Origin of the sequence: Luteibacter sp. 621, assembly GCF_050435445.1 — a bacterium.
In the GTDB taxonomy this organism is placed as follows: Bacteria; Pseudomonadota; Gammaproteobacteria; order Xanthomonadales; family Rhodanobacteraceae; genus Luteibacter.
Genome location: NZ_JBNDKI010000013.1, coordinates 59683 through 82865, shown reverse-complemented (window position 1 = coordinate 82865; position 23183 = coordinate 59683). Strand labels below are relative to the sequence as shown.

The window sequence follows — 23183 nt, the reverse complement described above, 5'->3', positions numbered from 1 at the left end:
GCTTGCGCGCGATCAGCCAACGAAGCGGGGAAGCGGACCGTTAATCGTGCGTAGCGTTCAACAGCGTACCGACCACGGCTGCCAGCGCGGCGTACAGCTCCGAGGGCACATCCTCGCGCAAGCGCACGGCCGCCAATAGCGTCGCGATCTGCGGATCCAGGTGCGGCGCCAGACCCAAGGCCTGCGCACGTTCGAGCAACGCCTTCACCCCATCGGCATCGATGCGTTGGGTGTTGCCGTTGCTGGTAGGGGTGGCCATCCGCAGCGTGACGCTGCGGCGCGGTGAAGGGAGCGACTGGGTCATGCGCGTGCTTCGAGCAGGACGGCGCTATACGCGCTCGTCGGCACGGGCAGGCCGTGCATGCAGGCAAAATGATCAAGCTGCAGCTTGCTCTTCTCGAGCACGCGGCGCAGCGTGGTGAATTCGTTCTCCAGGCGGGCCACGGTCTCGGGGTATTGCGCCCACAGGCGTACCGCGACACGCGTACCACGTAGCTGCACTTCACCCTGCACGGCGCCAAGCGTCGGCGGATCGATGGCGAAGCCGACCGTCCACATGCCCTCGGGCTCGCCCTGCGAAGGCTTGCCTTCTTCGATGCGGAGCTGCAGCACGTCATAGCCGCGTACGCCCGTCAGGGGTATCTCGACCATCCACAGGCCCGCATGCGGCTGCGATTCAAGCTGGCCGATCTCCACGCGCGAGAGCGCAGCGCGCACATCGGTACGCAGGTGCGAGACCAGGCCATCCGCGGTTTCTTCATCCGCCAGCAATTCCTCGGCGCGCGGCTGGGCCACGAGCGCGCGCTGGGCGAGCGGCGGTGGCGTATCGGTGAACTGGCGCGACGGCGCCTGGATCATGGCCTGCCGGGTCTGCGGAATATCGGTCAGGGCGCGGCGCAGGTTGAGTAGCGCCGCCTTGAAGTCGTCGGCCGCGGGCGCCTCGTCATGCGGTTCGGCCAGGTGCGCCTCGAGGAAGGCGCCGCTCTTGGCGATGGCCTGCTTCATCCCCTCGGGTGTGCCAAGGTCCTCGGGCTTGCTGATGGAGGCTTCGAGGGTGGCCAATGCGGTGCGCAGCGGCTCAGGCAGCACGCGCGCTACCGGGCGACGGGCCAGCGCAGAGAGCACGCTGAGCAACTGGGAATAGCCGTTCTGCTGTGGCAGGCGCTCGCGCAGGCCTTGCATGGCGATGCGTTCATCCGTATTCCCAACCACGATCTCCAGCTGTGGCTGGGGGCCCTGGGTCATCACGCGCACCTGGAACTGCTGGGGCAGGGATGTGCCGGCCGCATCGGCCTCCACGGCCATGCCGCCGATATCCAGCAGCACCTTGCCGACATCGGTCTGGCCGAGCAGGCGGGCGGCAAGCAGCGTGCCCACCGCCCAGGATTGGGTGGTGGCCGCTGTGGTACCCGCGGCCGCACCGGCCCAAAGCTGGGCGGCGAGGCTGGTCGGCTGGATGATCAAGGGCAGGTCCTCCGGGGGCCTGGGCGTTATCCGTGGTGGATGCGCTCCTGTGTGCTCGTAAGAATCGGCTGATTCTCTGGAACCTTTAGGTGACGGGTGGCCAGGCCGTACGGGTTAGAATGGGCGGATGAGTAACCTCCCTTTCGAACTCCTCGCCACCGATGGCGCGGCGCGGCGCGGCCGACTGCGCTTTGGCCGGGGCACCGTAGAGACCCCGGCGTTCATGCCCGTGGGCACGTATGGCTCCGTCAAAGCCATGACCCCTCGCGACGTCCGTGATACCGGTGCCGAGATCATCCTGGGCAACACGTTTCATCTTTTCCTACGCCCCGGCCTGGATATCGTCGGCGAGTTCGGTGGCCTGCATAAATTCATCGGCTGGGATAAGCCTATCCTGACCGATTCCGGCGGCTTTCAGGTCTTTTCGCTGGCGCATAAGCGCAAGATCACCGAAGAAGGCGTCACGTTCGCCTCCCCGGTGGATGGCTCCAGGGTGTTCCTGTCGCCCGAAGTCTCCATGAAGATCCAGACGGTGCTGGATTCCGACGTGGCCATGATCTTCGATGAGTGCACGCCGTATCCGGCCACGGAGAAGGTGGCCTCGGACTCGATGGAGCTCAGCCTGCGCTGGGCCGAGCGCTCCCGCCGTGCGTTCAACGACCTGAAGAACCCGAACAACCTGTTCGGCATCGTCCAGGGCAGCACATTCGAGAACCTGCGCCGCCGTTCGGTCGAGCAGCTTGTGGAAATCGGTTTCGATGGCTACGCCGTGGGCGGCCTGGCCGTCGGCGAGCCCGAAGCCGAGCGCAATCACACGCTGGACTTCACCCTGCCGCTGCTGCCGAAGGATCGCCCGCGGTACCTCATGGGCGTGGGTCGGCCCGAGGACATTGTCGAGGCGGTACGCCGCGGTATCGACATGTTCGATTGCGTGATGCCCACCCGCAACGCGCGCAACGGCTTCCTGTTTACCGCCGAAGGCACGTTGCGGATCCGTAACGCGAAGTTCGCCGCCGATACGCGCGTGATCGAGGAGGGTTGCGACTGCTACGCCTGTGCCAACGGGTTTAGTCGCGCCTACCTGCGCCACCTGGACCGCTGCAACGAGATCCTGGGCAGCCAGCTGGCCACCATGCACAACCTCCGGCACTACCAGCGCCTGATGGCCGGCCTGCGCGGCGCCATCGAGGCCGGCACGCTGGAGGATTTCGTGACGGCGTTCTACGCGGCGCGCCGCAAGGCCGAGGTTGACGGCCAGTAAGGCCTTGCGGGGGGCCCGCCGCGCCCCCAAAGCCTTGTGCTGGCGCGGTACACCGCCGCCGGGGGGCGTGGCATAATCCACAATCTTTTTACGTGAGCGGCCGCTTTTTCTTGGCCGTTCCATGACTTGCGAGAAATCCGATGAGCCCCATGACGTACGCCGCCATTGCCCAGGCCGCCCCGGCCGCCGCCCCGCAGGGCGCGTTTGGCCTTTCTCCGCTCATCATGATGGCGGTGCTGTTCGGCATCTTCTATTTCATGATGATCCGCCCGCAGATGAAGCGTCAGAAGGAGCACCGTGCCCTCCTGGCCGCCCTCTCCAAGGGTGATGAGGTGGTGATGAACGGCGGCCTGGCCGGTCGCATCGAAGAAGTGGGCGATGCCTTCGTCAAGGTCGAGATCGCCCCGGGCGTCGTCGTCCAGATGCAGAAGGGTGCTGTCACCCAGGTGCTGCCGAAGGGCAGCCTCAAGAAGAACTGAGTTTTCTCTCAGACGCGTCAGCCGCGGCCGCCGGGCGGTCGCACCCATGGAATGTAAGGCATGAGTGATTTTCCACGCTGGAAGTACGCGCTGGTTGTAATCGTGTTGCTGGTCGGCATCGTGTACGCGCTGCCGAACGTCTTCCCGCCCCAGCCGGCGGTGCAGATCTCGGGCAACCGCGGTGCGGCGGTCGACGCGTCACTGAAGAGCAAGGTCGAAGGGCTGCTGGCCACCGCCAAGGTGCCGGCTGTCGCCGTCGATGTGAATGAAAAGGACGGCCGCCTCCTGGCCCGCTTCGGCAATGCCGATCAGCAGGCCAAGGCTTCCGACGCGCTGCGCGTGGGCCTGGGCGATAACTACACGGTGGCGTTGAACCTCGCCTCCACCGTGCCGTCGTGGCTGCGCTCGATCAACGCCAACTCCATGCCGCTGGGTCTCGACCTGCAGGGTGGTGTGCACTTCCTCATGGAAGTGGACCAGAACGCGATGATCGATTCGCAGGAAACCCGCTACACCGACGACATCCGCTCGCTGCTGCACGACAAGGGCGTGCAGTACGACTCGGTCACGCGCAACGCGCGCGGCCAGGGCGTCAACATCGTGCTGCGCACCGATGCCGACCGCCAGAAGGCCGCCGGCCTGATCGGTTCGGATTACCCGGATCTGCTCGTCAACGATGCTGCCGCCGCAGGCAATGGCTTTGCACTGAACGCAGTGGTGAAGCCGCAGAAGCTGCGCGAGCTGGGCCAGAGCGTCATCACCCAGAACGTCACCACGCTGCGCCAGCGCGTGAACCAGCTCGGCGTGTCCGAGCCGCTGATCCAGCAGCAGGGCGCCAACCAGATCATCGTCGATCTCGCGGGCGTGCAGGACACCGCCGAAGCCAAGAAGATCATCGGTGCCGTGGCCTCGCTGCAGTACCGCGCCGGCCTGTACACGCCGGAGCAGGCGATGGAAGCCGCCCGCTCGGGCAGCGTGCCGCCAGATGCCAAGCTCTACTTCGGCCGCGATCGCCGCCCGTACCTGCTCAGCAAGAAGGTTATCGCCAGCGGCGATGAGCTGGTCACCGCCACCTCCGGCCGCGATCAGCAGAACGGCACCCCGAACGTCAGCGTCACGCTGAATGCGTCCGGCGCCCGCAAGATGCAGGAGTTCACCAACGATAACGTCGGCAAGCCGATGGCGGTGCTCTACATCACGCGCACGCTCGAGACCAAGATGGTCGACGGCAAGGAAGTGAAGACGCCGAAGATCACCGAAGAGGTGATCAACTACGCCAACATCAGCGGCCCGTTCGGCAAGCAGTTCCAGACCAACGGCCTGCCTTCGGATACCGAAGCCGCCGAGCTGGCGCTGCTGCTCCGCGGTGGCTCGTTCGCGGTGCCGGTGGATATCGTCAGCGAGAGTGTGATCGGCCCGAGCCTGGGTGCGGACAACATCGACAAGGGCTTCAAGGCGGTGATGCTGGGCCTTGGCCTGGTGCTGCTCGCGTCGGCCATCTACTACAAGCTGTTCGGCCTGGTGGCCGATATCGCCCTGTTCTTCAACCTGGTGCTGCTCGTGGCGGTCATGTCCGCGATCGGCGTGACCCTGACGATGCCTGGCATTGCGGGTATCGTGCTCACCCTGGGTATGGCGATCGACGCCAACGTGCTCATCTGCGAACGCATCCGCGAGGAACTGCGCAACGGCTCGTCGCCGCTGGCGTCCATCCGTACCGGCTACGACAAGGCGTGGGCCACCATCCTTGATGCCAACGTGACCCATCTTCTCGCCGCGCTCGGCCTGATGACCATGGGCTCGGGTCCGATCAAGGGCTTCGGCGTCACGCTGTTCATCGGTATCCTCACCTCGATGTTCACTTCGGTGACCGTCACCCATGCCATCACGGCGCTGATCCACGGCGGCCGCAAGCTCAAGACCCTGTCGGTCTGAGGGGACATACGCCATGGAAATTTTCAACCACAACGCCAATTTCAACTTCCTCGGCCTGCGCAAGTACAGCATTGGCCTCGCCATCCTGCTGATGCTTGGCTCGATCGGCCTGATCGTCACCAAGGGCTTCAACTACGGGCAGGATTTCGTGGGCGGCGTCGCCGTCCAGGTTGCCTACGCCAATCCGGTCGATACGAACGATGTGCGCCAGACCCTGACCAAGGCAGGCCTGGAAAATTCGCTCGTGCAGGCCATGGGTGGCACCCGCGAAGTGACGGTGCGCCTGCAGCCGAAGGATGACCACGACTCGGCGGGCCTCACCGGCCTTTCGGGCGACGAGGCCGCCACCAAGGTCTCTGCGGACATCATGACGGCGCTTAAGTCGGTGCGGCCCGATGCCACCATGAAGAGCAAGTCCTTCGTCGGCCCGCAGGTCGGTGAGGAACTCCGCTCCGATGGTATCTACGCGGTCATCTTCGTCATCGTCGGCATCATGGGTTACCTGTGGATCCGCTTCGAGAAGCGCTTCGCCATCGCGGCGCTCGCGACCGAGGTGCACGACGTGCTGGTGACCCTGGGCATCTTCGCGATCACCCAGCGCGAGTTTGACCTGACGGTGCTGGCCTCGGTCCTGGCCGTGGTCGGTTACTCCATCAACGATAAGGTGGTGGTGTTCGACCGCGTGCGCGAACTGTTCCGTTCCAGCCGCAACGCTACGCCGGAAGAGGTGCTTAACCGTTCGATCAACAGCACGCTGTCGCGAACCATCATCACCTCGCTGTTCACCGGTATCACCATGGCGGCGCTGTTCTTCTTCGGCGGCACGGCCGTGCACGGGTTCGCCATCACCATGCTGATCGGCATCCTGGTGGGTACGCTGTCCTCGATCTTCGTGGCCAGCCCCATCCTGCTCTGGCTGGGTGTGTCCAAGCAGGACCTGATGCCCCGCTCGAAGGAAGACCCGGCGCTGGAGCGTCGCCCGTAAGGGGCGCTCTGCCGCTGGAAACGAAAAACCCGCCTTTCGGCGGGTTTTTTGTTTCGATGTACGTCCCAGCCCTGGGATCAGAAATCTTCGCTGTCCTCGTTGGCACCTTCGGCATCGTTCGCAAGCGTAACGACGACGTAGGCCGAACCCACAAGCGAGCAGCAGAGCCATGCGTAGACCATCTGGATAGCCGTTTTCGGGATGGCGGCCGCGACGCGCGGTGCCAATACCAGGCCAACAATGCCGGCCAGGGCGAGTACGGTTGCGACGATCCACGCAAGGCGCCGCGACGGTGCCGTGGTGGTGATGACGTTCATGATGATGTTGCCCCTGCTTTCCCCTGTTTCACGGCCCTCGTGAATGCTGTGTGAGGCCGCTTGATGTAGGAAATACCCTACAAGAATCGTCGAGGCAAGTGCCGTAATCCTGAACGGATTCCTTGACGCCGTAAGGGGTTGCATGCAAGAACGCCCCCAAGCCCCCGCGTAAGCTAGACTTTCCCGCCCAGCAAAGACCCATGGCCATGGCAGAACGCGAGTTTCCGAATTTCACCCTGCGTACCGGTGCGAGCCGTGAAGGCTCCCGGTATACCGCCCTCCTGTCGTCCCACCCGGCGGACGGCAGTTTCCCGTCGTATTTCGCCGTCTACGAAAACCGCAGCTTCCGCGACGAAGCGAGTGCCGCCGCGGCGGCCGAAAAGGCGCTGGGCCTGGTCATGGGCGTGGAAGAGGACGGTGCCCCGGTGTTCGCCGAAGGCGAAACCGGCTTCGACGACGACAAGCTCGACCCGGCCGAGCCCGAGCCGCAGTTGTAGGAGCGCGCTTGCGCGCGACCGGGGTCACCCAGGCGCGAACGCATCCCCCACCGCACGCAGCAACGACCGCCGGTCATAGGGCTTGGCGAGGAACGGCGCCGCCCCATCGAGCCGCTCGGCTGCGTGCATGGCATCACCCGACACCACGACGCAGCGCACTCTGCTGCCCGCCTGCCGAAGCGCGTGGACCAGGTCGATGCCGTCCATCCGGCCCGGCATGTTCACGTCCGTGAGGACCAGGCCGACCTCAGGATGCGAGGCAAGCACGGCAAGCGCCTCGTCGGCATTCATCGCGGTCAGCACCGGGTAGCCGGCCGACTCCAGGACGAAGCTCGTGATGTCGAGGACGTTGCGGTCGTCTTCAACGACCAGCACCGGCGCAGCGGAAGGTGTTGCGGAGGTGGCCTTCATGGCTGGCACTGTCGTCCCTGCACCGTGCTCGCCGCGTGACAGATTCGCCTTGACAGAAGGCGCCCGCGCGGCGCGTCATAGTGGTGTTCAACGCCAACCGACGGGCCAGGGGCAGCGGCGATGAGTGAAGGGGAGGGGCGGTACCGGCAATTTGTCGAAGCATCCGCCGATTGCATGAAGGAACTGGATCGTGACGGCGTGATCCGCTTTGTGGCGGGTCTGGGCTGCATGTCGCTGGCGCCCGAAGGCGTGGAGCGCCTTGTGGGGGTGCGCTGGCTCGATCTGTGGCCGCCCGAGGCCCGTGACATGGTGGCGCGCGTGCTCGATCGCGCGGCGGCCGGCGAGCGGGTGGATTTCGTGAGCCCACGGCGCACGGCCCTTGGCACGTCGCGCTGGTGGGAGGTGATGGTCGCGCCGGTCGTGGCTGATGACAGCCTCGATCACTTCATCGTGATCAGCCGCGATGTCACGGAGCGGGTGGAGCTCCAGGCCGCGCTTGAGTCCATCAACGAGCTGCTGCAGGAGCGCCTGAATGAAACGGTGGCCCGCTCGGCGAATGCCACCACGCAGTACGGGACGCTCCTGGAGCGCTTCGAAAGCGAGAACTGGGCGCGCCAGGATGCCGAGAGCCGCCTGTCCACCCTGAAAGAGCAGCTGGACATGGCCAGCCGTGCCCGCGAACTGGCTGAGGCATCGGCCAGCCAGGCGCAGAAGCAACAGGCGGTGGGTCAACTGGTCAGCGGCATCGCGCACGACTTCAACAACATGCTGCAGACGGTGATCGTCAGCCTTTCGGGGCTCCAGGACGAAGCCGATGACCTGACCCCGCACCAGCGCCGCATGCTCACCTACGCGGTGGAGGGCTCACGCCATGCCACCGCGCTGACCCGCCGCCTGCTGGCCTTTGCCCGCAACCAGCCCTCGCGCCCGGAACCCATCGACCTGGGTGACCTGGTCGAGAGCTTCGCCGATTTCGCTCGCCATGGCATGGGCGGGCGCGTGGGCATCGAAGTGCTGCGCCAGCCGGGCGCGCTGCCCATCTGGGTGGACCGGCACAGCATCGAGCAGGCGCTGATGAACGTGTGCCTCAATGCGCGTGACGCCATGGGTAATATGGGCACCATCGTGCTGCAGGTGGGCGATCGGCTGGTCGATGACGCCATGGCGGAGGCCCGGCGCGAGCCGGTCCCTGCGCGCCAGGTATTCGTATGCGTGGCCGACACCGGCGGCGGTATGTCCGATGAGGTGCGCGAGCGTTTGTTTGAGCCGTACTTCACGACCAAACAGGGCGGCTCGGGCCTTGGCCTGGCCCAGGTGTACGGCACCGTGGCGCAAGCCGGTGGCGGGGTCGAGATCGAAAGCGATGCCGGCATCGGTACGCGGATTCGGCTGGTTTTCCCACGCTATGCGGGAGCGCTTACCAGCGCCGTTTGAATCGTGTAGAAAACGTGACAGAAACCCTCAACTTCGCGCCCCCGCGGCCGATAAGTCACCCGACTGGGAGGAAGTGAAGTCATGTTGGTCATTATCGGTTCGATCATCGTCCTGGTCTCGGTGCTGGGCGGCTATGTGCTCTCGCACGGCTCTATCGGTGCCCTGTGGCAACCCTACGAGCTGCTGATCATCTTCGGCGCGGCCGTGGGTGCGTTTATCAGCGCCAATTCCATGGATATCGTGAAGGGCGCCGCGCGCGATGCCCTGGGCCTGTTCAAGGGCCCGAAATACAAGAAGCAGGATTACGTGGACCTGCTGTCGCTGCTCTACGACATCTTCGTGAAGATGCGTAAGGACGGCCAGCTGGCCATGGAAGAACACATCGAGAACCCGGAGAACAGCTCGCTGTTCACGGCATACCCGCGCCTGGTCGCGGAGCACCACCTCATCGACTTCATCACGGACTGCCTGCGCCTGATCGTGGGCGGCAGCATGGATCCGCACGAGCTGGAAGCGCTGCTCGACGTGGAGCTTGAGACCCACCACCACGAAGCCCTCGCGCCGGCCCTGGCCGTGCAGAAGATGGCCGATGCCCTGCCGGGCTTCGGCATCGTGGCGGCGGTGCTGGGTATCGTGATCACCATGAAATCCATCGATGGCGATGCCGCCGTGATCGGCGAGCACATCGCTGGCGCTCTCGTGGGCACGTTTCTCGGTATCTTGCTGTCGTACGGCTTCATCGGCCCGCTCTCGGCCGCCATGGAAGCCCGTGTAAATGCGGATGGCCGTGCGTTTGAGTGCGTGAAAGTAGGCCTGCTGGCCAACCTGCGCGGCTACAACCCGATGGTCGCGGTGGAGTTCGCCCGCAAGTCGCTTACCTCGTCCAGCCGCCCGAGCTTCCAGGATCTGGAAGGCCACCTGAAGGCCGCCCGGTAAGCAGCGATGACCGAGCTCAAGCAAGTCATCATCGTTCGCCGTAAAAAGAAGGGTGGCCATGGCCACCACGGCGGCGCGTGGAAGGTCGCGTACGCCGACTTCGTCACGGCGATGATGGCGTTCTTCCTGGTCATGTGGCTGGTCGGCGCGGGCACCAAGCAGCAGCGCGCGGCCATTTCCGAGTACTTCAAGAACCCCAGCATGACCCAGGGCCAATCCACCATGGCGCCCTCGGGCAAGATGGGGCCGGGCGGTGCGAGCACCAGCATGATCAAGCTGGGTGGCGCCATGGATCTGCCGAAGGGCCCCGGTGACCAGCAGCAGTTCGCCAAGCCGGCGACCGCGGCCGAGGCCGAGAAGCTGGCAAAGGAGCAGGAGAAGAAGCGCCTTGAGCAGCTGATGAAAGATCTGCAGGAAGCGATCGCGCAGAGCCAGGCGATGGCACCCTACAAGGATCAGCTGCTGATCGACATTACCTCGGAAGGGCTGCGCATCCAGATCGTGGACAAGCAGAACCGCCCGATGTTCGATACGGGCAGTGGTGCGCTCAAGCCGTATACCGTGCAGATCCTCCACGAGCTGGCCGGCTTCATCAACCAGGTGCCAAACCAGATCAGCATTTCCGGGCACACCGACAACGCGCCGTACATCCGCGCCGATAGCCAGTACGGTAACTGGGAGCTCTCCGCCGATCGTGCGAATGCGGCGCGGCGTACGCTCACCGATGGCGGCATGCAGCCAAACAAGGTGGCGCGCGTGGTCGGCCTCGCCGCATCGGTGCCGTTCGACAAAAACGACCCTTCGTCGGCCATCAACCGCCGCATCAGCATCGTGGTGATGACGAACGAAGCCGCCAAGGCCGCGTTGAACGAAGCCACTGCCATGGCAGGTCAGCCCAACTAAAGCACTCACGCTCTCATCGCCCGGTTTCTGTCAGGATCCACCCGTCCTTCAGGGTTCCAGGCAGTCGCCGGGCGATGTTCTTCGCGCGCGGTTGTCACCTTGAAGTGGAAGTCACTTGAAACGGTCACGATACCCAGTCAGTATCGGAGACTCCCAGGGGGGAGGAACACCGTGGAAAATAACAGCAAGTTCAGAGTCGTCGGCCGGGCGGTAAAGCACAGCGGCGAAGCAGGCGAGCAGTTCTACCGGTCGAGCTATCGCATCCTTGATCACATCGGCGAAGAAATAGATGCCGGCATGGGTACGGTCGATTTCATCGATGTCACCAGTGCCTACAACGAAGCCTTCGCGCTAGGCCGCGAACGCCTCCGCGAAATCACCGCCGAAACCATCCAGTAAACGCGTCGCGCGCAAGCGCGCTCCTGCACCCAGCGGATAGCTACCCGCGTGTCCCTGTAGGAGCGTGCTTGCACGCGAAAGCCAACAAAGCGGCGATACGGACATTCCCTGTAGGAGCGCGCTTGCGCGCGAAAATCAACAGGGCGGCGCCGCGTCTCTAACCCACGCGAGCCCGCAGCTCATCAAGCTGCCCAGGGCTCCCCACATTCCGCCAAAACCCTTCAAACCGCTCGCCGGTTAGCCGCCCCTGCGCGATGGCGCGCCGATACATCGGTGCCAACTTGAACTTTCCGGGCACTTCGCCCGCCACGATCTCCGGCCGGTACACCCCTACGTTGCCAAACGTCAGCCGCTCAGCTTCCGCGGGCGTATCTTCGTCGTACAGCTTGCCATCCAGCAGCGCGAAATCGCCCTTCGGGTGGAAATCAGGGTTCGGCACCATGACAAGGTGCGCGACGCCATCCGGCTCGCTTGGCAACGCCGCGTAGTCGATATCGCTCCAGATATCCGCACTGACCACGATAAACGGCTCGCTACCCAGCAGTGGCAGCGCCTTGAGCATCCCGCCACCGGTTTCCAGCGGGGTGGGCCCTTCATAGGAGTAACGCAGGCGCACGCCCCAGCGCGAACCATCGCCCAACGCATCGGGAAACTGCTCGGCCAGGTGCGAGGTGTTGATGGCGATGTAGTTCACGCCGGCTGCAGCCAGTTTCTCGATGTGGTGCACGATCAGCGGCTTGCCGTGCACTTCCAGCAGCGGCTTGGGTGTCGTATCCGTCAGTGGCCGCATGCGCTCGCCGAGCCCGGCGGCCAGGATAAGCGCATGCCTCATGCCGCCACCGGCACGCGGATATCGCGGGCGCCGATCTTCGCCGCAATGAAATCGGCCAACGGGGCCACGTCGGCATGGCGCCGTGCAATATCCAATACGTACTGCAGCACCCGCGGCAGGTCGTTGAGATAGCCCGCCTTGCCGTCGCGGTAATACAGCCGACAGAACAGCCCAAGGATCTTGATATGCCGCTGCAGGCTGGCCATATCGAACCAGCGGCGGAACCGGCCGGTATCCACGGTCTCATCGAGCAGACGCGCATCGAGCAGGCGCAGGCGGTACGCCTCCACCCAGCCTTCCACGCGTTCGTTGTCCCATACGACGTACGCATCGCGCAGCAGCGACGCCAGGTCGTAGGTGATCGGGCCCGACATGGCGCCCTGGAAATCGATGACGCCCGGCGAGCGGTCCGTCGTGATCAGCAGGTTTCGGCTGTGGTAATCGCGGTGCATGAATGCGCGCGGCTGTTCCGCGAGCGAATGCAGGATGGCGCTGAACGCGCCCTCGACTACATCCCACTCTTCGCATTCGACAAAAACACCAAGGTGTTTCTGCAGAAACCACGTGGGCATGATCTCCATTTCCATGGTCTGCCACTCGCGGTTGAACGCAGGCAGGCCCGTCGTTTCCACGTGCATCTGCATGCGCAGCAACGCATCGAGCGCGTCGCCGTATAGCGCATCGGCCGTCGCGTCGCTGAGTTCGGGCAGGTACGTGCGCGTGCCGAGATCCTCGATAAGCAGGAAGCCTTGGTCGAGGTCGGCGACCATCACCGTGGGTGTGTGCAGGCCGGCATCGTGCAGGCGCTTGCCGATCTCCACCCACGGCGCGGGATTCTCCTGCGCGGGTGGCGAATCCATGATGATCACTGGCTGGCTATCGACATAGCCGCGCCAGTAACTGCGAAAGCTTGCATCAGCCGAGGCTGGCTCGAGCGCGAGATCGGCCTGGCCGGTGGCATGGCGTGCCCAGGCAAGGCGGGCATCGGCGCGGTCTGGATGTAAGGTCATGCGGGCATTCAAAGTGGATCGGTTCGAACCAGCTTAGAGGGTTTGTCGAGCGCTGTCATAGCACCAACGCGGTGCATGTCGAACGGCCTGTTGTTGTGCACTGCAACGTATGGTTACTCTGTGCCATCGGGGTAGCCAAGGGGTAGTGGTATGGGTAGCGAATTCCCGCCCGCGTCGTTGAGTCGGCGCGACCTGTTGCGGATGATCGGCGTGGCTGGGGGCAGCGCGCTGATGTACCAGGCGATGACCAACCTGGGTTTTGCCGCAGAATCTACCTACCGGCGACCGCCGCCACTGCAAGGCAGCGGGAAGGGCAGCGTGCTGATCCTGGGTGCCGGTCTGGCCGGCCTGGTCGCTGCGTACGAGCTGGGCAAGGCGGGCTACAAGGTGCAGGTGCTCGAGTACAACGCCCGTGCCGGCGGCCGTAACTGGACCTTGCGCGGCGGTGATACCTACACCGAGCTTGGTGGGCACACGCAGACCTGCCAGTTCGATAAGGGCCTCTACTTCAATCCCGGACCCTGGCGCATTCCGTACCACCACACCGGCGTGCTCGATTACTGTCACCAGTTCGGCGTGCCACTCGAACCGTTTGTGCAGGTGAACCACAACGCTTACATGCATAACCCCGAGGCCTTCGGTGGCAAGCCACAACGGCTTCGCGAGCTCCAGGCCGACTGGCACGGCGGTATCGCTGAATTGCTGGCCAAGGCGTCCGGCAAGGGCGCCCTCGATGACCTGGTATCGAAAGAAGATCGCGAAATACTGCTCGAGTCGCTGCGCCAGTTTGGCGGCCTTGATAGCCAGTTCCGCTACGTGGCGGGCCGCGATAGTAGCGAGCACCGTGGTTACGCGAAGGAACCGGGCGGTGGTCCGGATGGCAAGCCGACGTTCTCGAATCCCGTAGGCATTTCCGACGTGTTGAAGTCCGGCTTGTGGAAGCAGTTGGGCATGAGCGCGCTCTACGAATACCAGACCACCCTGCTCCAGCCCATCGGTGGCATGGATGCGATCGGCAAAGCCTTCGTGCGTGAGATCGGCCCGCAGATCATCCGCTACAACAGCAAGGTCACGGGCATCGCGCAAAGCGATGGTGGCGTTACCGTTACCTACGAGGATACGGGCAAGCCCGGTACGGCGCTGCAAGCCAAGGCCGATTGGTGCGTGTGTACGATTCCGCTTTCCATTCTGAGCCAGATCCCGATCCAGGTTTCCGCGGAAAAGGCGGCGGCCATTTCCGCCGTGCCTTACATGTCCTCCGCCAAGGTCGGCTTGCAGTTCAAACGGCGCTTCTGGGAAGAGGATGATCGTATTTACGGCGGCGTGAGCACCAGCGATACGCCGATCGGCATGATCGGCTACCCAAGCCATGGCGTGGGCACGAAGAAAGGCGTGCTGCTGGGTGCGTACGCCTTCTTTACCGAAGCGTACGAGTTCACCTCGCTCGATCCGGCGACGCGCATCGCCAAGGCGCTCGAATACGGCAGCCAGATCCACCCGCAGTACAAAAAGGAGTATGAGAACGGCATGGCGGTTGCCTGGCACCGCGTGCCTTCGACCCTCGGCTGCTTCGGCTGGTGGACCGACCAGGCCCGCGAGCAACACTATGCCAACCTCTGCTCACTCGATGGGCGGATCGTGCTGGCGGGCGAGCATGCCTCGTACCTGCCCGCGTGGCAGGAAGGCGCGATACTGTCCTCGTTGGCGGCTATCGACCAGTTGCACCGCAAAGCGGTGGCAGGGGGTGCGGCATGAAGGCCCTGCTGTGCGGATGGTTCGGGCTGCTCGCCGCGGGTGCCGCCGGGGCACAGACCAATGACGCGGCGTTCTTCGCACGCAAGGATGCCGCGCACGTCACCGGCGAGCAGATCTTCACGCACATCTGCCAGGGCTGCCACATGCCGGATGCGAAGGGCGCCGTGGGGGCTGGGCACTACCCGGCGCTGGCAGCAAACCCGAAGCTGGCATCGGCGGCTTACCCTGCGGTGATGGTGTTGAACGGCCGTGGCGGCATGCCGCCGTTCTCCATGTTGCTCAGCGACCAGCAGGTGGCGGATGTGGTGAACTACGTGCGCACGCACTTCGGCAACCACTACACCGATGCGCTCACGGCCGACCAGGTCAAGGCCTTCCGGCCGCCCGCCCCGAAACCCGAGGATTCACGATGAAGCTCTCCCACCATTCCGTCATCCTGACCGCCGCCGCGGCCTGCCTGCTTGCCACGCCGGCGTTCGCCACCGACGTGCTGCGCCACAAGATCCCGAACAGCACATTCCCCATCGCCGCTGCTGTCGAAATCCCGGCGGGCAAGACGTTGGTGTTCCTCAGCGGTGTGGTGCCGCCGGTCGCCGATACAAGCGCGCCGAAGGATAGCCCGCAGGCCTATGGTGATACGAAGACCCAAACGGTCGGCGTGCTCACCTCGATCGAGAAGCAGCTGAAGGGCATGGGCCTGTCGATGGGCGATGTGGTGAAGATGCAGGTGTTCCTGGTAGGCGACCCGGCCAAGGGCGGCAAGATGGATTTCGCCGGCTTCATGGGTGGCTATACGCAGTTCTTCGGCACGGCGCAGCAGCCGAACCTGCCGTCGCGAAGCGCCATGCAAGTGGCGTCACTGGCCAGCCCCAACTTCCTGGTCGAAATCGAAGTCACTGCCGTGCGCCCCTGATCGCCAGGTAATAAAAAACCCGGCTTGCACGCCGGGTCGAGAACGATCTCGGAAGAGGGGAGAGGTGCCGCGCGGTGGGAGGGCCGCACGGCACGATTGCGATTACAGGTCGTAGCGGACCGAGAAGCGGAAATACCGCGGCTGGGTGTACGAATTGGCACGCTTATACGTCGCCACCGGCACGCCGGCGGCGTTTTCGCCGACTTCGATGACGCTGGTTTCGCGTTGCTGGCTGAAGATGTTGAACACATCCACGTTGAAGCCCAGCTTGTGGTCGGCGAACGCCGGGCGCCATTCAGCACCGACATTCAGCTGCTGCGTCCACGGCAGGCGGCCGCGCGAACCACGCGGGGACAGCTTGCCATCGCAGTAGAAGTACGACGCGCCGTACTGGATCGGGTCGCCCGGGGCGAGGCCGATGCAGTTAACCGGGCGCCCCGAGGCCACCACCATGTTGGCGCTGAGCAGCCACTCGGGCGTCATCTGGTAGAAGCCGTATGCCTTGAACTGATGGGTACGGTCGTTCGGCAGCGGGCCGTTCGAGCCGACCATGATCTCCGGCGCATCCCAATCCTGGGTTACCGATGGATCGCGCTGGCCGATATCCGACTTGAGCATGCCCTCGGAGTTGCCGTAGCTGCGCGAGAACACGTAATCGAACTTCGCGTACCACTTTTCGTCGAACTGCTTCTCGGCGTACAGGTTCAGGGCGTAGTACTTGCGCTTGAGATCCGGGAAGCCGATGCCGTTGTTGGTGAAGTCACCCTTGGCCAGGGTCACGTCACGGAAGTTGCCGTTGCCATCCATGTCGACCTGGAACGTGTTGCTCTTGCCCGGGTTGAACAGGTAGCAGCCGGAAATGGTGGCGTCGCTCATGTCCACGCCATTGCGCGCGCCCCAGTTTTCGAACGGACGCGAATCGCAGAAGTCGTCGATCGAGCTCTTCAGCTTACGCAGGGTGGCCTTGGCGCCCACGACCCAGTCACTACCCAACTGCTTGTCGAAGCCCAGGATGTATTCGTCCTGGTAGTACGCATCCATGCCTTTGGCGGCGATGGTGCGCGGGTCGGGGTTGGTGCCGTCGTGGCCGTTGGAGGCGTACTCGCGACCGTTGGGCACGAAGCCGACCGGCATGCCCGTGACGGGATCGATGCTGTCGAAGGTGCCGAACTGGCGGAGGAAGTAGGAACCCGATGCGGCGCGAATGGCGACGTTCGACGGGATGGCCAGGTGGTAGCGGCCCGCGTTGCCGTACAGCTTCAGCGAGGAATCGCCGAACACATCCCAGGTCAGGCCCAGGCGCGGGGCCAGCTGGTGGCGCTGTTTCACGTACACATCGCCGGCGCCGTTGACGTTCTTGAACTGCTCGTTACGCAGCCCGATGTACGCCAGCCAGCGGTCGTTGACCTGCCAGTGGTCTTCGATGAACTGCGCTTCCTGCACGGTCTTCACGTTGGAGGCTGCGTAGTAATACACGCGCTGCACGTAGCGAGTCGTGCCGGCCGGGAAGAGTACGTCGGGGTAACCGTTGATCTTGCCGCTGGCTGGTGCGTTACCGTACGTCCAGTAATACGCACCGCCATTGGCGCGGCCGGAATCCGGGCCTTCGTACGAGTTACCGGAGAACGATTCGAGGGTCTGGTTATCCAGGCCTGCACGCAGGTCGTGGTCACCCAGGCGGTATTCCACATCCAGGCGCCAGCCGTGGGTTTTGTCTTCCGCACCCGGCGCCAGCAGCTGGCCCTGCAGGTAGCAGTTCGGTGGAAAGATGGTGCGGCCGTTCTCATTGAAGCTGCCAGTGATGAGCGGGCACTCGCCGCCCACGGAATTCACGGTCTGCTGGTGCTTGGTGGTGCTGTTGCCGTACAGGGCGTTCACCGTGAGATTGTCGGTGAGGTAGCCGGTGTACTTGCCGATGTACACATCGCCGCCCGGCGTGGCGCCGGCCGTGCCGTAGTTCTTGTTGTACAGCGAGCCGCGGTAGGCGCCGCGATTACCCGTGGCGTAGCTGTACGCGTAGATATCGTTCTGTTCGGTGGTCTTGTCGCTGAAGCCGGTCAGTTCGAGCAGGTGGTTATCGCTGATGTTCCAGTCGATCTTCGCCAGGTAGCGGTTGGTTTTCGTGGTGTAGTTCGTATCCGTGGCGGCTGCCGTGGAGCCGCGAGTGAAACCTTCGGTACGGATGAAGTCACCCGTGGCATACAGGAACAGCTTGTCCTTGATCAGCGGGCCGCTGATGTAAGCGGAGTATTCGGTGCTCCAGCTCTTGTTCTTGCCGCGGTCCTGGTAGAGCTGGCCGTTGGTCAGGTAGATGTTGCGCGGGTCATCGCGCAGGGCTTCCGGCGTGTAAATGACCTGGCCGCCTGCTTTCCACGTGTTGCCGCCGCGCTTGGTGATCATGTTGACCACACCGCCCGTGGAACGGCCATATTCGGCGCCGTAGCCACCGGTGAAGATCTGCTGCTGGTCGATCGCGTCGTACGGCAGGCTGGTGAGGCCCAGGCCGGTCAGCGCGTTGGTGACGGCGTAGCCGTTCACGTAGTACTGGTTCTCCGCCGCGGAGGCGCCGCCGAACGAGGCCACGTTGCCGTAGCGCGAATCGCCGCCCACCGCGCCCGGCGCAAGCAGCGCGGCCGAGGTGACATCACGCGCGATCGGCAGCTTTTGCAGCTGGTCGGCGGTGAGCACCGTGCGCGAATCCACCGACGAGACATCGATGGTCGGCAACGCCGTACCGGTGACCTGGATACCCTCGAGCGTGGCGGCGTTCGCAGCCGTCGCGGTATCGGTGACGAAAGAGACATCGGTACCCGTGCCGATTTGCACTGATACGTTCTCGCGCGTGCTGACCGTGGTGCCATCGCGCATCACGGAGATGTTGTAACGGCCCACCGGTAGCGACGAGGCGCGGTAGCGGCCCTCGGCATCCACGTTGATATCGCGGCTGAGCCCGGTATCGACGTTCTGCAGGTGCACGGTGGTGCCCTGGTCGGCGGAGACGCGGCCGAAGACCACGCCGGAGGCGTTGGACTGTGCGTAGACGTTTCCAGCGGCAGCTAGGCCGAGCGCGAGTGCAAGCGCGGTCGGGCGCAGGAACGGGCGGGCGGAGTGATTTTTCGACATGCAAAAGCCCCTACCGGGCCCCTGTGGGAGGGCCCCTTGGTTGATGACGGAGTTGGAGCGGGCTCATGGGGGAAGCCCGCGTGGATCACCCGGCGTGAGGCCTTTCGCCATTCCCCTGCGAAGGGCCTCCCGGTAGCGGGTGAAACCCGGTTCTAGGGCAGGAAATTACGAGTGTCAAACCTGTGTGAAGCTTCGATGACACGAGATCGCGCCATCGATCCAGATAAAAATCAGGGGCTTGAGCGCACGTTTCGTCATTGCGGCGATCAGCCATCCGGACGTCCGTCGCGCCGAGGCAAACGCTTGCCGCATGAAGGATTTCGTAGGAATCGACGAACGCCAACCGACTTTTGGCCTGCCGAAACAAAAAAAGCCCGGCATGGCCGGGCTCTTCTCGATGAGGCGATGAGATAAATCTTAGGAAAGGTTGTAACCACGCTCTTCGTGCAGCGCGAGGTCCAGGCCCACCTGCTCCTGCTCTTCATCCACGCGCAGGCCCATGGTTACGGCGATACCCTTGAAGATCGCGTAGCTGAGTACCGCGCTGTACACCACGGTAAAGCCCACGCCCTTGAACTGGATCCACAACTGCAGGCCCAGATCGGTGACGGTGCCGAACCCGCCGAGTACCGGCGCGGCGAGCGGGCCGGTAAGCAGGGCGCCAAGGATGCCGGCCACGGCATGCACGCCGAACACGTCCAGCGAATCGTCGTAGCCCAGCTTCCGCTTCAGGCGTGTGGCGCAGAAGAAGCAGACGATGCCAGCGGCCAGGCCGAGTACGAGCGCGCCACCCGGGCCGCAGGTGCCGGCCGCGGGGGTAATCGCGACCAGTCCGGCAACGGCACCCGATGCGATGCCCAGTACGCTGGGCCGGCGGTGGGTGATCCATTCCACCGCGGTCCAGCCGATGGCCGCCGCTGCGGTGGCGATTTGCGTCACCAGCATGGCCATGCCCGCGCTGCCGTTGGCGGCCACGGCCGATCCGGCGTTAAAGCCGAACCAGCCCAGCCACAGCATGCTCGCGCCGACGAGCGTGTAGCCCAGGTTGTGCGGCGGCATGGGCGTGGTCGGGTACCCGCGGCGCTTGCCGATGACCAGGCAGCCGACCAGGCCGGCGATGCCCGCATTGATATGCACCACGGTGCCGCCGGCGAAATCGAGCACGCCCAGGTCGCCCAGGAACGAGCCGGGACCGCCCCACACCATATGTGCGATGGGCAGGTACACCACGGTGAACCAGAGCGCGGTGAACACCAGCAGCGCGGAGAACTTCATGCGCTCGGCGATCGCACCCACGATCAGTGCGGGCGTGATGATCGCGAAGGTCATCTGGAACATGACGAACACGGCTTCGGGCACCGTGTTGTACAGGCTGCCCGGGGCAAGGCCCGCAAGCATGGCGTGGCCAAAGCCGCCCACGAACGAATGCAGGCCCGTGGTGCCCGCGGCCATGCCGGTGGTGTCGAAGGCGACCGAGTAGCCGTAAACCACCCACAGCACGGTGACCAGCGCCGTGATCGCGAAACACTGCATGAGCACGGAAAGCAGGTTCTTGGCGCGGACCATGCCGCCATAGAAGAGCGCGAGCCCCGGAATGGTCATCAGCAGCACCAGCATGGTGGCCGTGAGCATCCAGGCCGTATCGCCGCTATCGAGCTTGGCCGGCGCAGTGGCCTGGGCGAAGGCGAGGGCAGGGGAGCAGGCCGCGACGGCGGCAAGGGAGCGGAAGGACTTAGAGCGCATCGCCATCCACCTCCTGCGTGCGGATACGAATGGCCTGTTCGAGGTCGATGACGAAGATCTTGCCGTCGCCGATCTTGCCGGTACGCGCGGCGGTACTGATGGCTTCGATCGCCCGCTCGAGCTGCTCGTCAGTGACCGCGATCTCGATCTTCAGCTTGGGCAGGAAATCGACAACGTATTCAGCGCCCCGGTAAAGCTCGGTGTGCCCGTGCTGCCGGCCAAAGCCCTTCACCTCGGTCACCGTCATGCCCTGTACCCCCACCTCGGCGAGAGCCTCCCGCACATCGTCCAGCGTGAACGGCTTGATGATCGCGTTGATCCACTTCATGTGCCGCGCTTCCCCATCTGGTTTGGATGGGTAGGGCAAGGCACGATGCGTGCCATGCGGATAGTGGGGTCTGAAGGCCTTGCGCCGCAACGGATGTGGTCTTCATCGCGTGCGCACGCTGGGTGGCTGTTGCACCAACATGGCGCTGGCGGAAGTCCAATGTGGTGCCGGTAAAGTTACGCCGCGGTGACCGCAGGCAGCCTCACCCGCACCCTCAGGCCGCCACCCGTGCGCGACTCCAGCGCGATATCGCCGCCGTGTCCCCGCACCGCCGAGCGCACCGCGGCGAGGCCGAGACCCACGCCCCCGGTTTGCCGGTTGCGCGAGCCTTCAATCCGGTAGAACGGCCGGAACACCGCTTCGCGCAGTTCAGCAGGAATGCCCGGGCCGGCGTCTTCGACAAGGAGTTCGACCCCGCCGTCGCCATCCTGCAGGCTCACCTGGGCGCTGCCACCGTATTTGATCGCGTTATCCACGAGGTTGGCGATGGCGCGGCGCAGCGTGAGCGGGCGGCCCGTATAGGTGACGTTGCCCGGTGTCGCGAAAGCCACCGTGTGTCCGGCGTCACGAAAATCGTCCAGCACCGTTTCGATCAATTCGGAGAGTAGAAATCGGGTTGACGGTTCCTGCTCACTGTCATCGCGGAAGAAGTCGAGCGATGCATCCACCATGGCCTGCATTTCATCCACATCGCGAAACAGCTTGCGCTGTTGCTCGTCATCGTCGATGAACTCTCCGCGCAGGCGCATGCGGGTGAGCGGCGCACGCAGGTCGTGTGAGATGGCCGCGAGCATCGCCGTGCGGTCGGCCACGTAGCGCTGCACCCGCGACTGCATCTCGTTGAAGGCGTGGCCCGCCAGCTGGATTTCAACCGGCCCGGTGGCCTCCATGGGCGGCGCGTTCACATCGGCGCCAAAGCGCTGGGCCTGTCGGGCGAAGCGTTCCATGGGCCTGGCGAGCCGGCGGCTTGCAAGCGCGGCAACGAGAACACTGCATATCACGGTGAAGCTGCCGGTGAGCAATGCCCGCGTGACGGGGCTCAAGCCCCAGCTACGCTCTGGCGCGATGAAGCGAATCCATGAACCATCTGAGAGCTCGATGGCCAGGCCGTACGTTTTCTCGGGCTGGCCATGCGGATCGGGATCGCCCGGCTCGTATGCAAACACGCGTGCGGTGGGGCGTCCCAGCATGGCGCGGATCTTTCCACCACCCGCGTGGAAGGCGGAGGTGGCGATCGAGCCGGGTAGCGTGCCGTCGTTCGGGAACCATGCCGCGGTGTAGAGATCGTTGCTTGCCGATGCGGCCAGGGTCGGCCGCCACGTTCTCGGCGATCGGTCGAGCAGCCGGGTAATGGCGACGGCCTGGTCGACGATGCCGATCTCAAGCAGGCCAGGCCTTGCCCAAACCCCGGCAAATGCCGAGAAAGCCGCGTTCATGGCAGCGGCGATGACGACCGCCGCGACGATATTGAGGGCAAACCAGCGGCCTATGGTGTCCGATGTCCACCGGCCCAGGCGCATTACGTGCGCTCGACCGTGGCGTTGAACATGTAACCCACATTCCGCACCGTGCGGATGATTTCGGGGTCACCCGGGTCTTCTTCGATCTTCCGGCGCAGCCGGCTCACCTGTACATCGATGCTGCGATCGAATGCCTCGTGGCGTGGGCCGCGCGACAGGTCGATCAGCTGCTCGCGGGTGAGGACGCGCCGTGGATGCTGTGCGAAGACAACGAGCAGCTCGAATTCCGCACCTGAGAGGGGCGTGAGCGTATGGTCCGAGGACCGGAGCTCACGCCGCACGATATCCAGGCGCCAGCCGCTGAAACGAAGCATGGGGGCATGGCTTTGGCCGCCGCTTGCCGCGGATGATTCACTCCGGCGCAGGACGGCACGCACACGCGCCAGCAGTTCGCGTGCATCGAACGGCTTGGTGACGTAATCATCGGCACCCAGTTCCAACCCCACGATGCGGTCGGTGGGTTCGACCACGCCGGTGACCATGATGATGGCGGTTCCGCCGGCGGCATGCAGTCGCTTGCACAGGCTGAAGCCATCCTCGTCGGGGAGCATGACATCCAGGATGACCAGGTCGTAGCGGGCCCGCGAAAGGCGCGCGTCCATGTCCGCCCCCGAGGCAGCCGTGTCCGTCTCGAAGCCGCTCCGTTGGAAAAATTTCTGGAGCAGGGAGCGGATCTCTTCGTCGTCATCCACGATGAGGAGGCGTTGCATCGGTTGCCCGTTCGTTTTGCGTAGTGTCCTTTATAGCGGCTCGCGCCGGGACGGTGTCATTTGTTTCCGGCCTGAAACATTGTGAACGGCCCGAAGCGAACTGGAAAAACACGAGACGCAAGCCGCGGCGATTCTCAGTGGTTCCCACCCCGCCGAGAGCTCCGATGCTGACTGCCCGACGCCCCGATCCGTCCCACACCCGTTCCCCATCCCGTACCTGCGCTGTCG

23 protein-coding genes and 1 pseudogene are annotated in these 23183 nt (G+C 64.3%); 13 read left to right on the top strand and 11 right to left on the bottom strand.

The window, feature by feature from the left end:
- Nucleotides 1-40: 40 nt before the first annotated feature.
- Both ABIE56_RS14725 and ABIE56_RS14720 read right to left on the bottom strand, forming a co-directional pair.
- Nucleotides 41-304: a flagellar biosynthesis protein gene (locus ABIE56_RS14725; protein ID WP_429244533.1), complete on the bottom strand. Its 264-nt coding sequence runs from the start codon at nt 302-304 to the stop codon at nt 41-43.
- Nucleotides 301-1464: a flagellar hook-length control protein FliK gene (locus ABIE56_RS14720; protein WP_429244532.1), complete on the bottom strand. Its 1164-nt coding sequence runs from the start codon at nt 1462-1464 to the stop codon at nt 301-303. Before ABIE56_RS14720 ends, ABIE56_RS14725 begins: the two co-directional genes overlap by 4 nt.
- Nucleotides 1465-1591: 127 nt before the next feature.
- On the opposite strand from ABIE56_RS14720, the gene tgt reads away from it, so the two are divergent.
- The 4 genes from tgt to secF all read left to right on the top strand — a co-directional run bounded on the left by tgt (nt 1592) and on the right by secF (nt 6124).
- On the top strand, nt 1592-2725 hold the full coding sequence (tgt, locus tag ABIE56_RS14715; protein ID WP_429244531.1) for a tRNA guanosine(34) transglycosylase Tgt: 1134 nt from the start codon (nt 1592-1594) through the stop codon (nt 2723-2725).
- A gap of 140 nt (nt 2726-2865) precedes the next feature.
- Entirely contained in the window at nt 2866-3204 is a 339-nt protein-coding gene (gene yajC / locus ABIE56_RS14710; RefSeq protein WP_429244530.1) for a preprotein translocase subunit YajC, read from the top strand.
- Between the two features lie 60 nt (nt 3205-3264).
- Complete coding sequence (gene secD / locus ABIE56_RS14705; protein ID WP_429244529.1) at nt 3265-5139, top strand: protein translocase subunit SecD; 1875 nt, start codon at nt 3265-3267, stop codon at nt 5137-5139.
- A 13-nt stretch (nt 5140-5152) separates the two neighbouring features.
- Nucleotides 5153-6124: a protein translocase subunit SecF gene (gene secF, locus ABIE56_RS14700; protein ID WP_429244528.1), complete on the top strand. Its 972-nt coding sequence runs from the start codon at nt 5153-5155 to the stop codon at nt 6122-6124.
- A 77-nt stretch (nt 6125-6201) separates the two neighbouring features.
- Here secF and ABIE56_RS14695 read toward each other — a convergent pair whose 3' ends face one another.
- Nucleotides 6202-6441: a hypothetical protein gene (locus ABIE56_RS14695; RefSeq protein ID WP_429244527.1), complete on the bottom strand. Its 240-nt coding sequence runs from the start codon at nt 6439-6441 to the stop codon at nt 6202-6204.
- A 200-nt stretch (nt 6442-6641) separates the two neighbouring features.
- Between ABIE56_RS14695 and ABIE56_RS14690 the strand changes: the two genes are divergently transcribed.
- The gene (locus tag ABIE56_RS14690) at nt 6642-6938 is read left to right on the top strand and encodes a hypothetical protein (protein WP_429244526.1); all 297 of its coding nucleotides are present in this window, start codon (nt 6642-6644) and stop codon (nt 6936-6938) included.
- A gap of 24 nt (nt 6939-6962) precedes the next feature.
- Here ABIE56_RS14690 and ABIE56_RS14685 read toward each other — a convergent pair whose 3' ends face one another.
- The gene (locus ABIE56_RS14685; protein ID WP_429244525.1) at nt 6963-7349 is read right to left on the bottom strand and encodes a response regulator; all 387 of its coding nucleotides are present in this window, start codon (nt 7347-7349) and stop codon (nt 6963-6965) included.
- 120 nt (nt 7350-7469) lie between these two features.
- Between ABIE56_RS14685 and ABIE56_RS14680 the strand changes: the two genes are divergently transcribed.
- The 4 genes and pseudogenes from ABIE56_RS14680 (at nt 7470) to ABIE56_RS14665 (ending at nt 11021) form a co-directional block, all read left to right on the top strand.
- Nucleotides 7470-8783: an ATP-binding protein gene (locus ABIE56_RS14680; protein ID WP_429244524.1), complete on the top strand. Its 1314-nt coding sequence runs from the start codon at nt 7470-7472 to the stop codon at nt 8781-8783.
- An 81-nt stretch (nt 8784-8864) separates the two neighbouring features.
- On the top strand, nt 8865-9719 hold the full coding sequence (gene motA, locus ABIE56_RS14675; protein WP_429244523.1) for a flagellar motor stator protein MotA: 855 nt from the start codon (nt 8865-8867) through the stop codon (nt 9717-9719).
- 6 nt (nt 9720-9725) lie between these two features.
- Nucleotides 9726-10586, top strand: a pseudogene (gene motB / locus ABIE56_RS14670) (flagellar motor protein MotB); the annotation flags it as partial.
- 207 nt (nt 10587-10793) lie between these two features.
- Nucleotides 10794-11021 (top strand): hypothetical protein, encoded by a 228-nt coding sequence (locus tag ABIE56_RS14665; protein ID WP_247429151.1) that lies wholly within the window; start codon nt 10794-10796, stop codon nt 11019-11021.
- A 157-nt stretch (nt 11022-11178) separates the two neighbouring features.
- Here the strand turns inward: ABIE56_RS14665 and murU are convergent, their stop codons facing one another.
- Together murU and ABIE56_RS14655 are read right to left on the bottom strand one after the other, a co-directional pair.
- Complete coding sequence (murU, locus tag ABIE56_RS14660) at nt 11179-11853, bottom strand: N-acetylmuramate alpha-1-phosphate uridylyltransferase MurU (RefSeq protein ID WP_429244522.1); 675 nt, start codon at nt 11851-11853, stop codon at nt 11179-11181.
- Nucleotides 11850-12863, bottom strand: a complete 1014-nt coding sequence (locus tag ABIE56_RS14655) for an aminoglycoside phosphotransferase family protein (protein WP_429244521.1) — start codon at nt 12861-12863, stop codon at nt 11850-11852. The genes murU and ABIE56_RS14655 overlap by 4 nt, the downstream gene beginning before the upstream one ends.
- Nucleotides 12864-13013: 150 nt before the next feature.
- Between ABIE56_RS14655 and ABIE56_RS14650 the strand changes: the two genes are divergently transcribed.
- The 3 genes from ABIE56_RS14650 to ABIE56_RS14640 are packed head-to-tail and all read left to right on the top strand — an operon-like array spanning nt 13014 to nt 15531.
- Nucleotides 13014-14618, top strand: a complete 1605-nt coding sequence (locus ABIE56_RS14650; protein WP_429244520.1) for an FAD-dependent oxidoreductase — start codon at nt 13014-13016, stop codon at nt 14616-14618.
- Nucleotides 14615-15031: a c-type cytochrome gene (locus ABIE56_RS14645; protein ID WP_429244519.1), complete on the top strand. Its 417-nt coding sequence runs from the start codon at nt 14615-14617 to the stop codon at nt 15029-15031. The genes ABIE56_RS14650 and ABIE56_RS14645 overlap by 4 nt, the downstream gene beginning before the upstream one ends.
- The gene (locus tag ABIE56_RS14640; protein WP_429244518.1) at nt 15028-15531 is read left to right on the top strand and encodes a RidA family protein; all 504 of its coding nucleotides are present in this window, start codon (nt 15028-15030) and stop codon (nt 15529-15531) included. The genes ABIE56_RS14645 and ABIE56_RS14640 overlap by 4 nt, the downstream gene beginning before the upstream one ends.
- 102 nt (nt 15532-15633) lie before the next feature.
- Here the strand turns inward: ABIE56_RS14640 and ABIE56_RS14635 are convergent, their stop codons facing one another.
- Complete coding sequence (locus ABIE56_RS14635) at nt 15634-18654, bottom strand: TonB-dependent receptor (protein ID WP_429244517.1); 3021 nt, start codon at nt 18652-18654, stop codon at nt 15634-15636.
- A gap of 238 nt (nt 18655-18892) precedes the next feature.
- Between ABIE56_RS14635 and ABIE56_RS14630 the strand changes: the two genes are divergently transcribed.
- On the top strand, nt 18893-19063 hold the full coding sequence (locus ABIE56_RS14630) for a hypothetical protein (protein WP_429244516.1): 171 nt from the start codon (nt 18893-18895) through the stop codon (nt 19061-19063).
- Nucleotides 19064-19071: 8 nt separating this feature from the next.
- On the opposite strand, the gene ABIE56_RS14625 is transcribed toward ABIE56_RS14630, so the two are convergent.
- The 4 genes from ABIE56_RS14625 to ABIE56_RS14610 all read right to left on the bottom strand — a co-directional run bounded on the left by ABIE56_RS14625 (nt 19072) and on the right by ABIE56_RS14610 (nt 22955).
- On the bottom strand, nt 19072-20397 hold the full coding sequence (locus ABIE56_RS14625; RefSeq protein WP_429244515.1) for an ammonium transporter: 1326 nt from the start codon (nt 20395-20397) through the stop codon (nt 19072-19074).
- Nucleotides 20387-20725, bottom strand: coding sequence for a P-II family nitrogen regulator (locus ABIE56_RS14620; protein WP_139984600.1), 339 nt, complete (start codon nt 20723-20725; stop codon nt 20387-20389). Before ABIE56_RS14620 ends, ABIE56_RS14625 begins: the two co-directional genes overlap by 11 nt.
- Before the next feature lie 176 nt (nt 20726-20901).
- Nucleotides 20902-22245 carry a HAMP domain-containing sensor histidine kinase gene (locus ABIE56_RS14615; RefSeq protein WP_429244514.1) on the bottom strand — a complete coding sequence of 448 codons (1344 nt, stop codon included), beginning with the start codon at nt 22243-22245 and terminating at the stop codon, nt 20902-20904.
- Entirely contained in the window at nt 22245-22955 is a 711-nt protein-coding gene (locus ABIE56_RS14610; protein WP_429244513.1) for a response regulator, read from the bottom strand. Before ABIE56_RS14610 ends, ABIE56_RS14615 begins: the two co-directional genes overlap by 1 nt.
- Between the last annotated feature and the right edge of the window lie 228 nt (nt 22956-23183).

What these genes read in the sequence shown, in the direction of transcription:
- ABIE56_RS14725 (WP_429244533.1), bottom strand. Translation starts at nt 304, where the DNA reads ATGACCCAGTCGCTCCCTTCACCGCGCCGCAGCGTCACGCTGCGGATG.
- tgt (WP_429244531.1), top strand. Translation starts at nt 1,592, where the DNA reads ATGAGTAACCTCCCTTTCGAACTCCTCGCCACCGATGGCGCGGCGCGG.
- yajC (WP_429244530.1), top strand. Translation starts at nt 2,866, where the DNA reads ATGAGCCCCATGACGTACGCCGCCATTGCCCAGGCCGCCCCGGCCGCC.
- secD (WP_429244529.1), top strand. Translation starts at nt 3,265, where the DNA reads ATGAGTGATTTTCCACGCTGGAAGTACGCGCTGGTTGTAATCGTGTTG.
- secF (WP_429244528.1), top strand. Translation starts at nt 5,153, where the DNA reads ATGGAAATTTTCAACCACAACGCCAATTTCAACTTCCTCGGCCTGCGC.
- ABIE56_RS14695 (WP_429244527.1), bottom strand. Translation starts at nt 6,441, where the DNA reads ATGAACGTCATCACCACCACGGCACCGTCGCGGCGCCTTGCGTGGATC.
- ABIE56_RS14690 (WP_429244526.1), top strand. Translation starts at nt 6,642, where the DNA reads ATGGCCATGGCAGAACGCGAGTTTCCGAATTTCACCCTGCGTACCGGT.
- ABIE56_RS14685 (WP_429244525.1), bottom strand. Translation starts at nt 7,349, where the DNA reads ATGAAGGCCACCTCCGCAACACCTTCCGCTGCGCCGGTGCTGGTCGTT.
- ABIE56_RS14680 (WP_429244524.1), top strand. Translation starts at nt 7,470, where the DNA reads ATGAGTGAAGGGGAGGGGCGGTACCGGCAATTTGTCGAAGCATCCGCC.
- motA (WP_429244523.1), top strand. Translation starts at nt 8,865, where the DNA reads ATGTTGGTCATTATCGGTTCGATCATCGTCCTGGTCTCGGTGCTGGGC.
- murU (WP_429244522.1), bottom strand. Translation starts at nt 11,853, where the DNA reads ATGAGGCATGCGCTTATCCTGGCCGCCGGGCTCGGCGAGCGCATGCGG.
- ABIE56_RS14655 (WP_429244521.1), bottom strand. Translation starts at nt 12,863, where the DNA reads ATGACCTTACATCCAGACCGCGCCGATGCCCGCCTTGCCTGGGCACGC.
- ABIE56_RS14650 (WP_429244520.1), top strand. Translation starts at nt 13,014, where the DNA reads ATGGGTAGCGAATTCCCGCCCGCGTCGTTGAGTCGGCGCGACCTGTTG.
- ABIE56_RS14645 (WP_429244519.1), top strand. Translation starts at nt 14,615, where the DNA reads ATGAAGGCCCTGCTGTGCGGATGGTTCGGGCTGCTCGCCGCGGGTGCC.
- ABIE56_RS14640 (WP_429244518.1), top strand. Translation starts at nt 15,028, where the DNA reads ATGAAGCTCTCCCACCATTCCGTCATCCTGACCGCCGCCGCGGCCTGC.
- ABIE56_RS14635 (WP_429244517.1), bottom strand. Translation starts at nt 18,654, where the DNA reads ATGTCGAAAAATCACTCCGCCCGCCCGTTCCTGCGCCCGACCGCGCTT.
- ABIE56_RS14625 (WP_429244515.1), bottom strand. Translation starts at nt 20,397, where the DNA reads ATGCGCTCTAAGTCCTTCCGCTCCCTTGCCGCCGTCGCGGCCTGCTCC.
- ABIE56_RS14620 (WP_139984600.1), bottom strand. Translation starts at nt 20,725, where the DNA reads ATGAAGTGGATCAACGCGATCATCAAGCCGTTCACGCTGGACGATGTG.
- ABIE56_RS14615 (WP_429244514.1), bottom strand. Translation starts at nt 22,245, where the DNA reads ATGCGCCTGGGCCGGTGGACATCGGACACCATAGGCCGCTGGTTTGCC.
- ABIE56_RS14610 (WP_429244513.1), bottom strand. Translation starts at nt 22,955, where the DNA reads ATGCAACGCCTCCTCATCGTGGATGACGACGAAGAGATCCGCTCCCTG.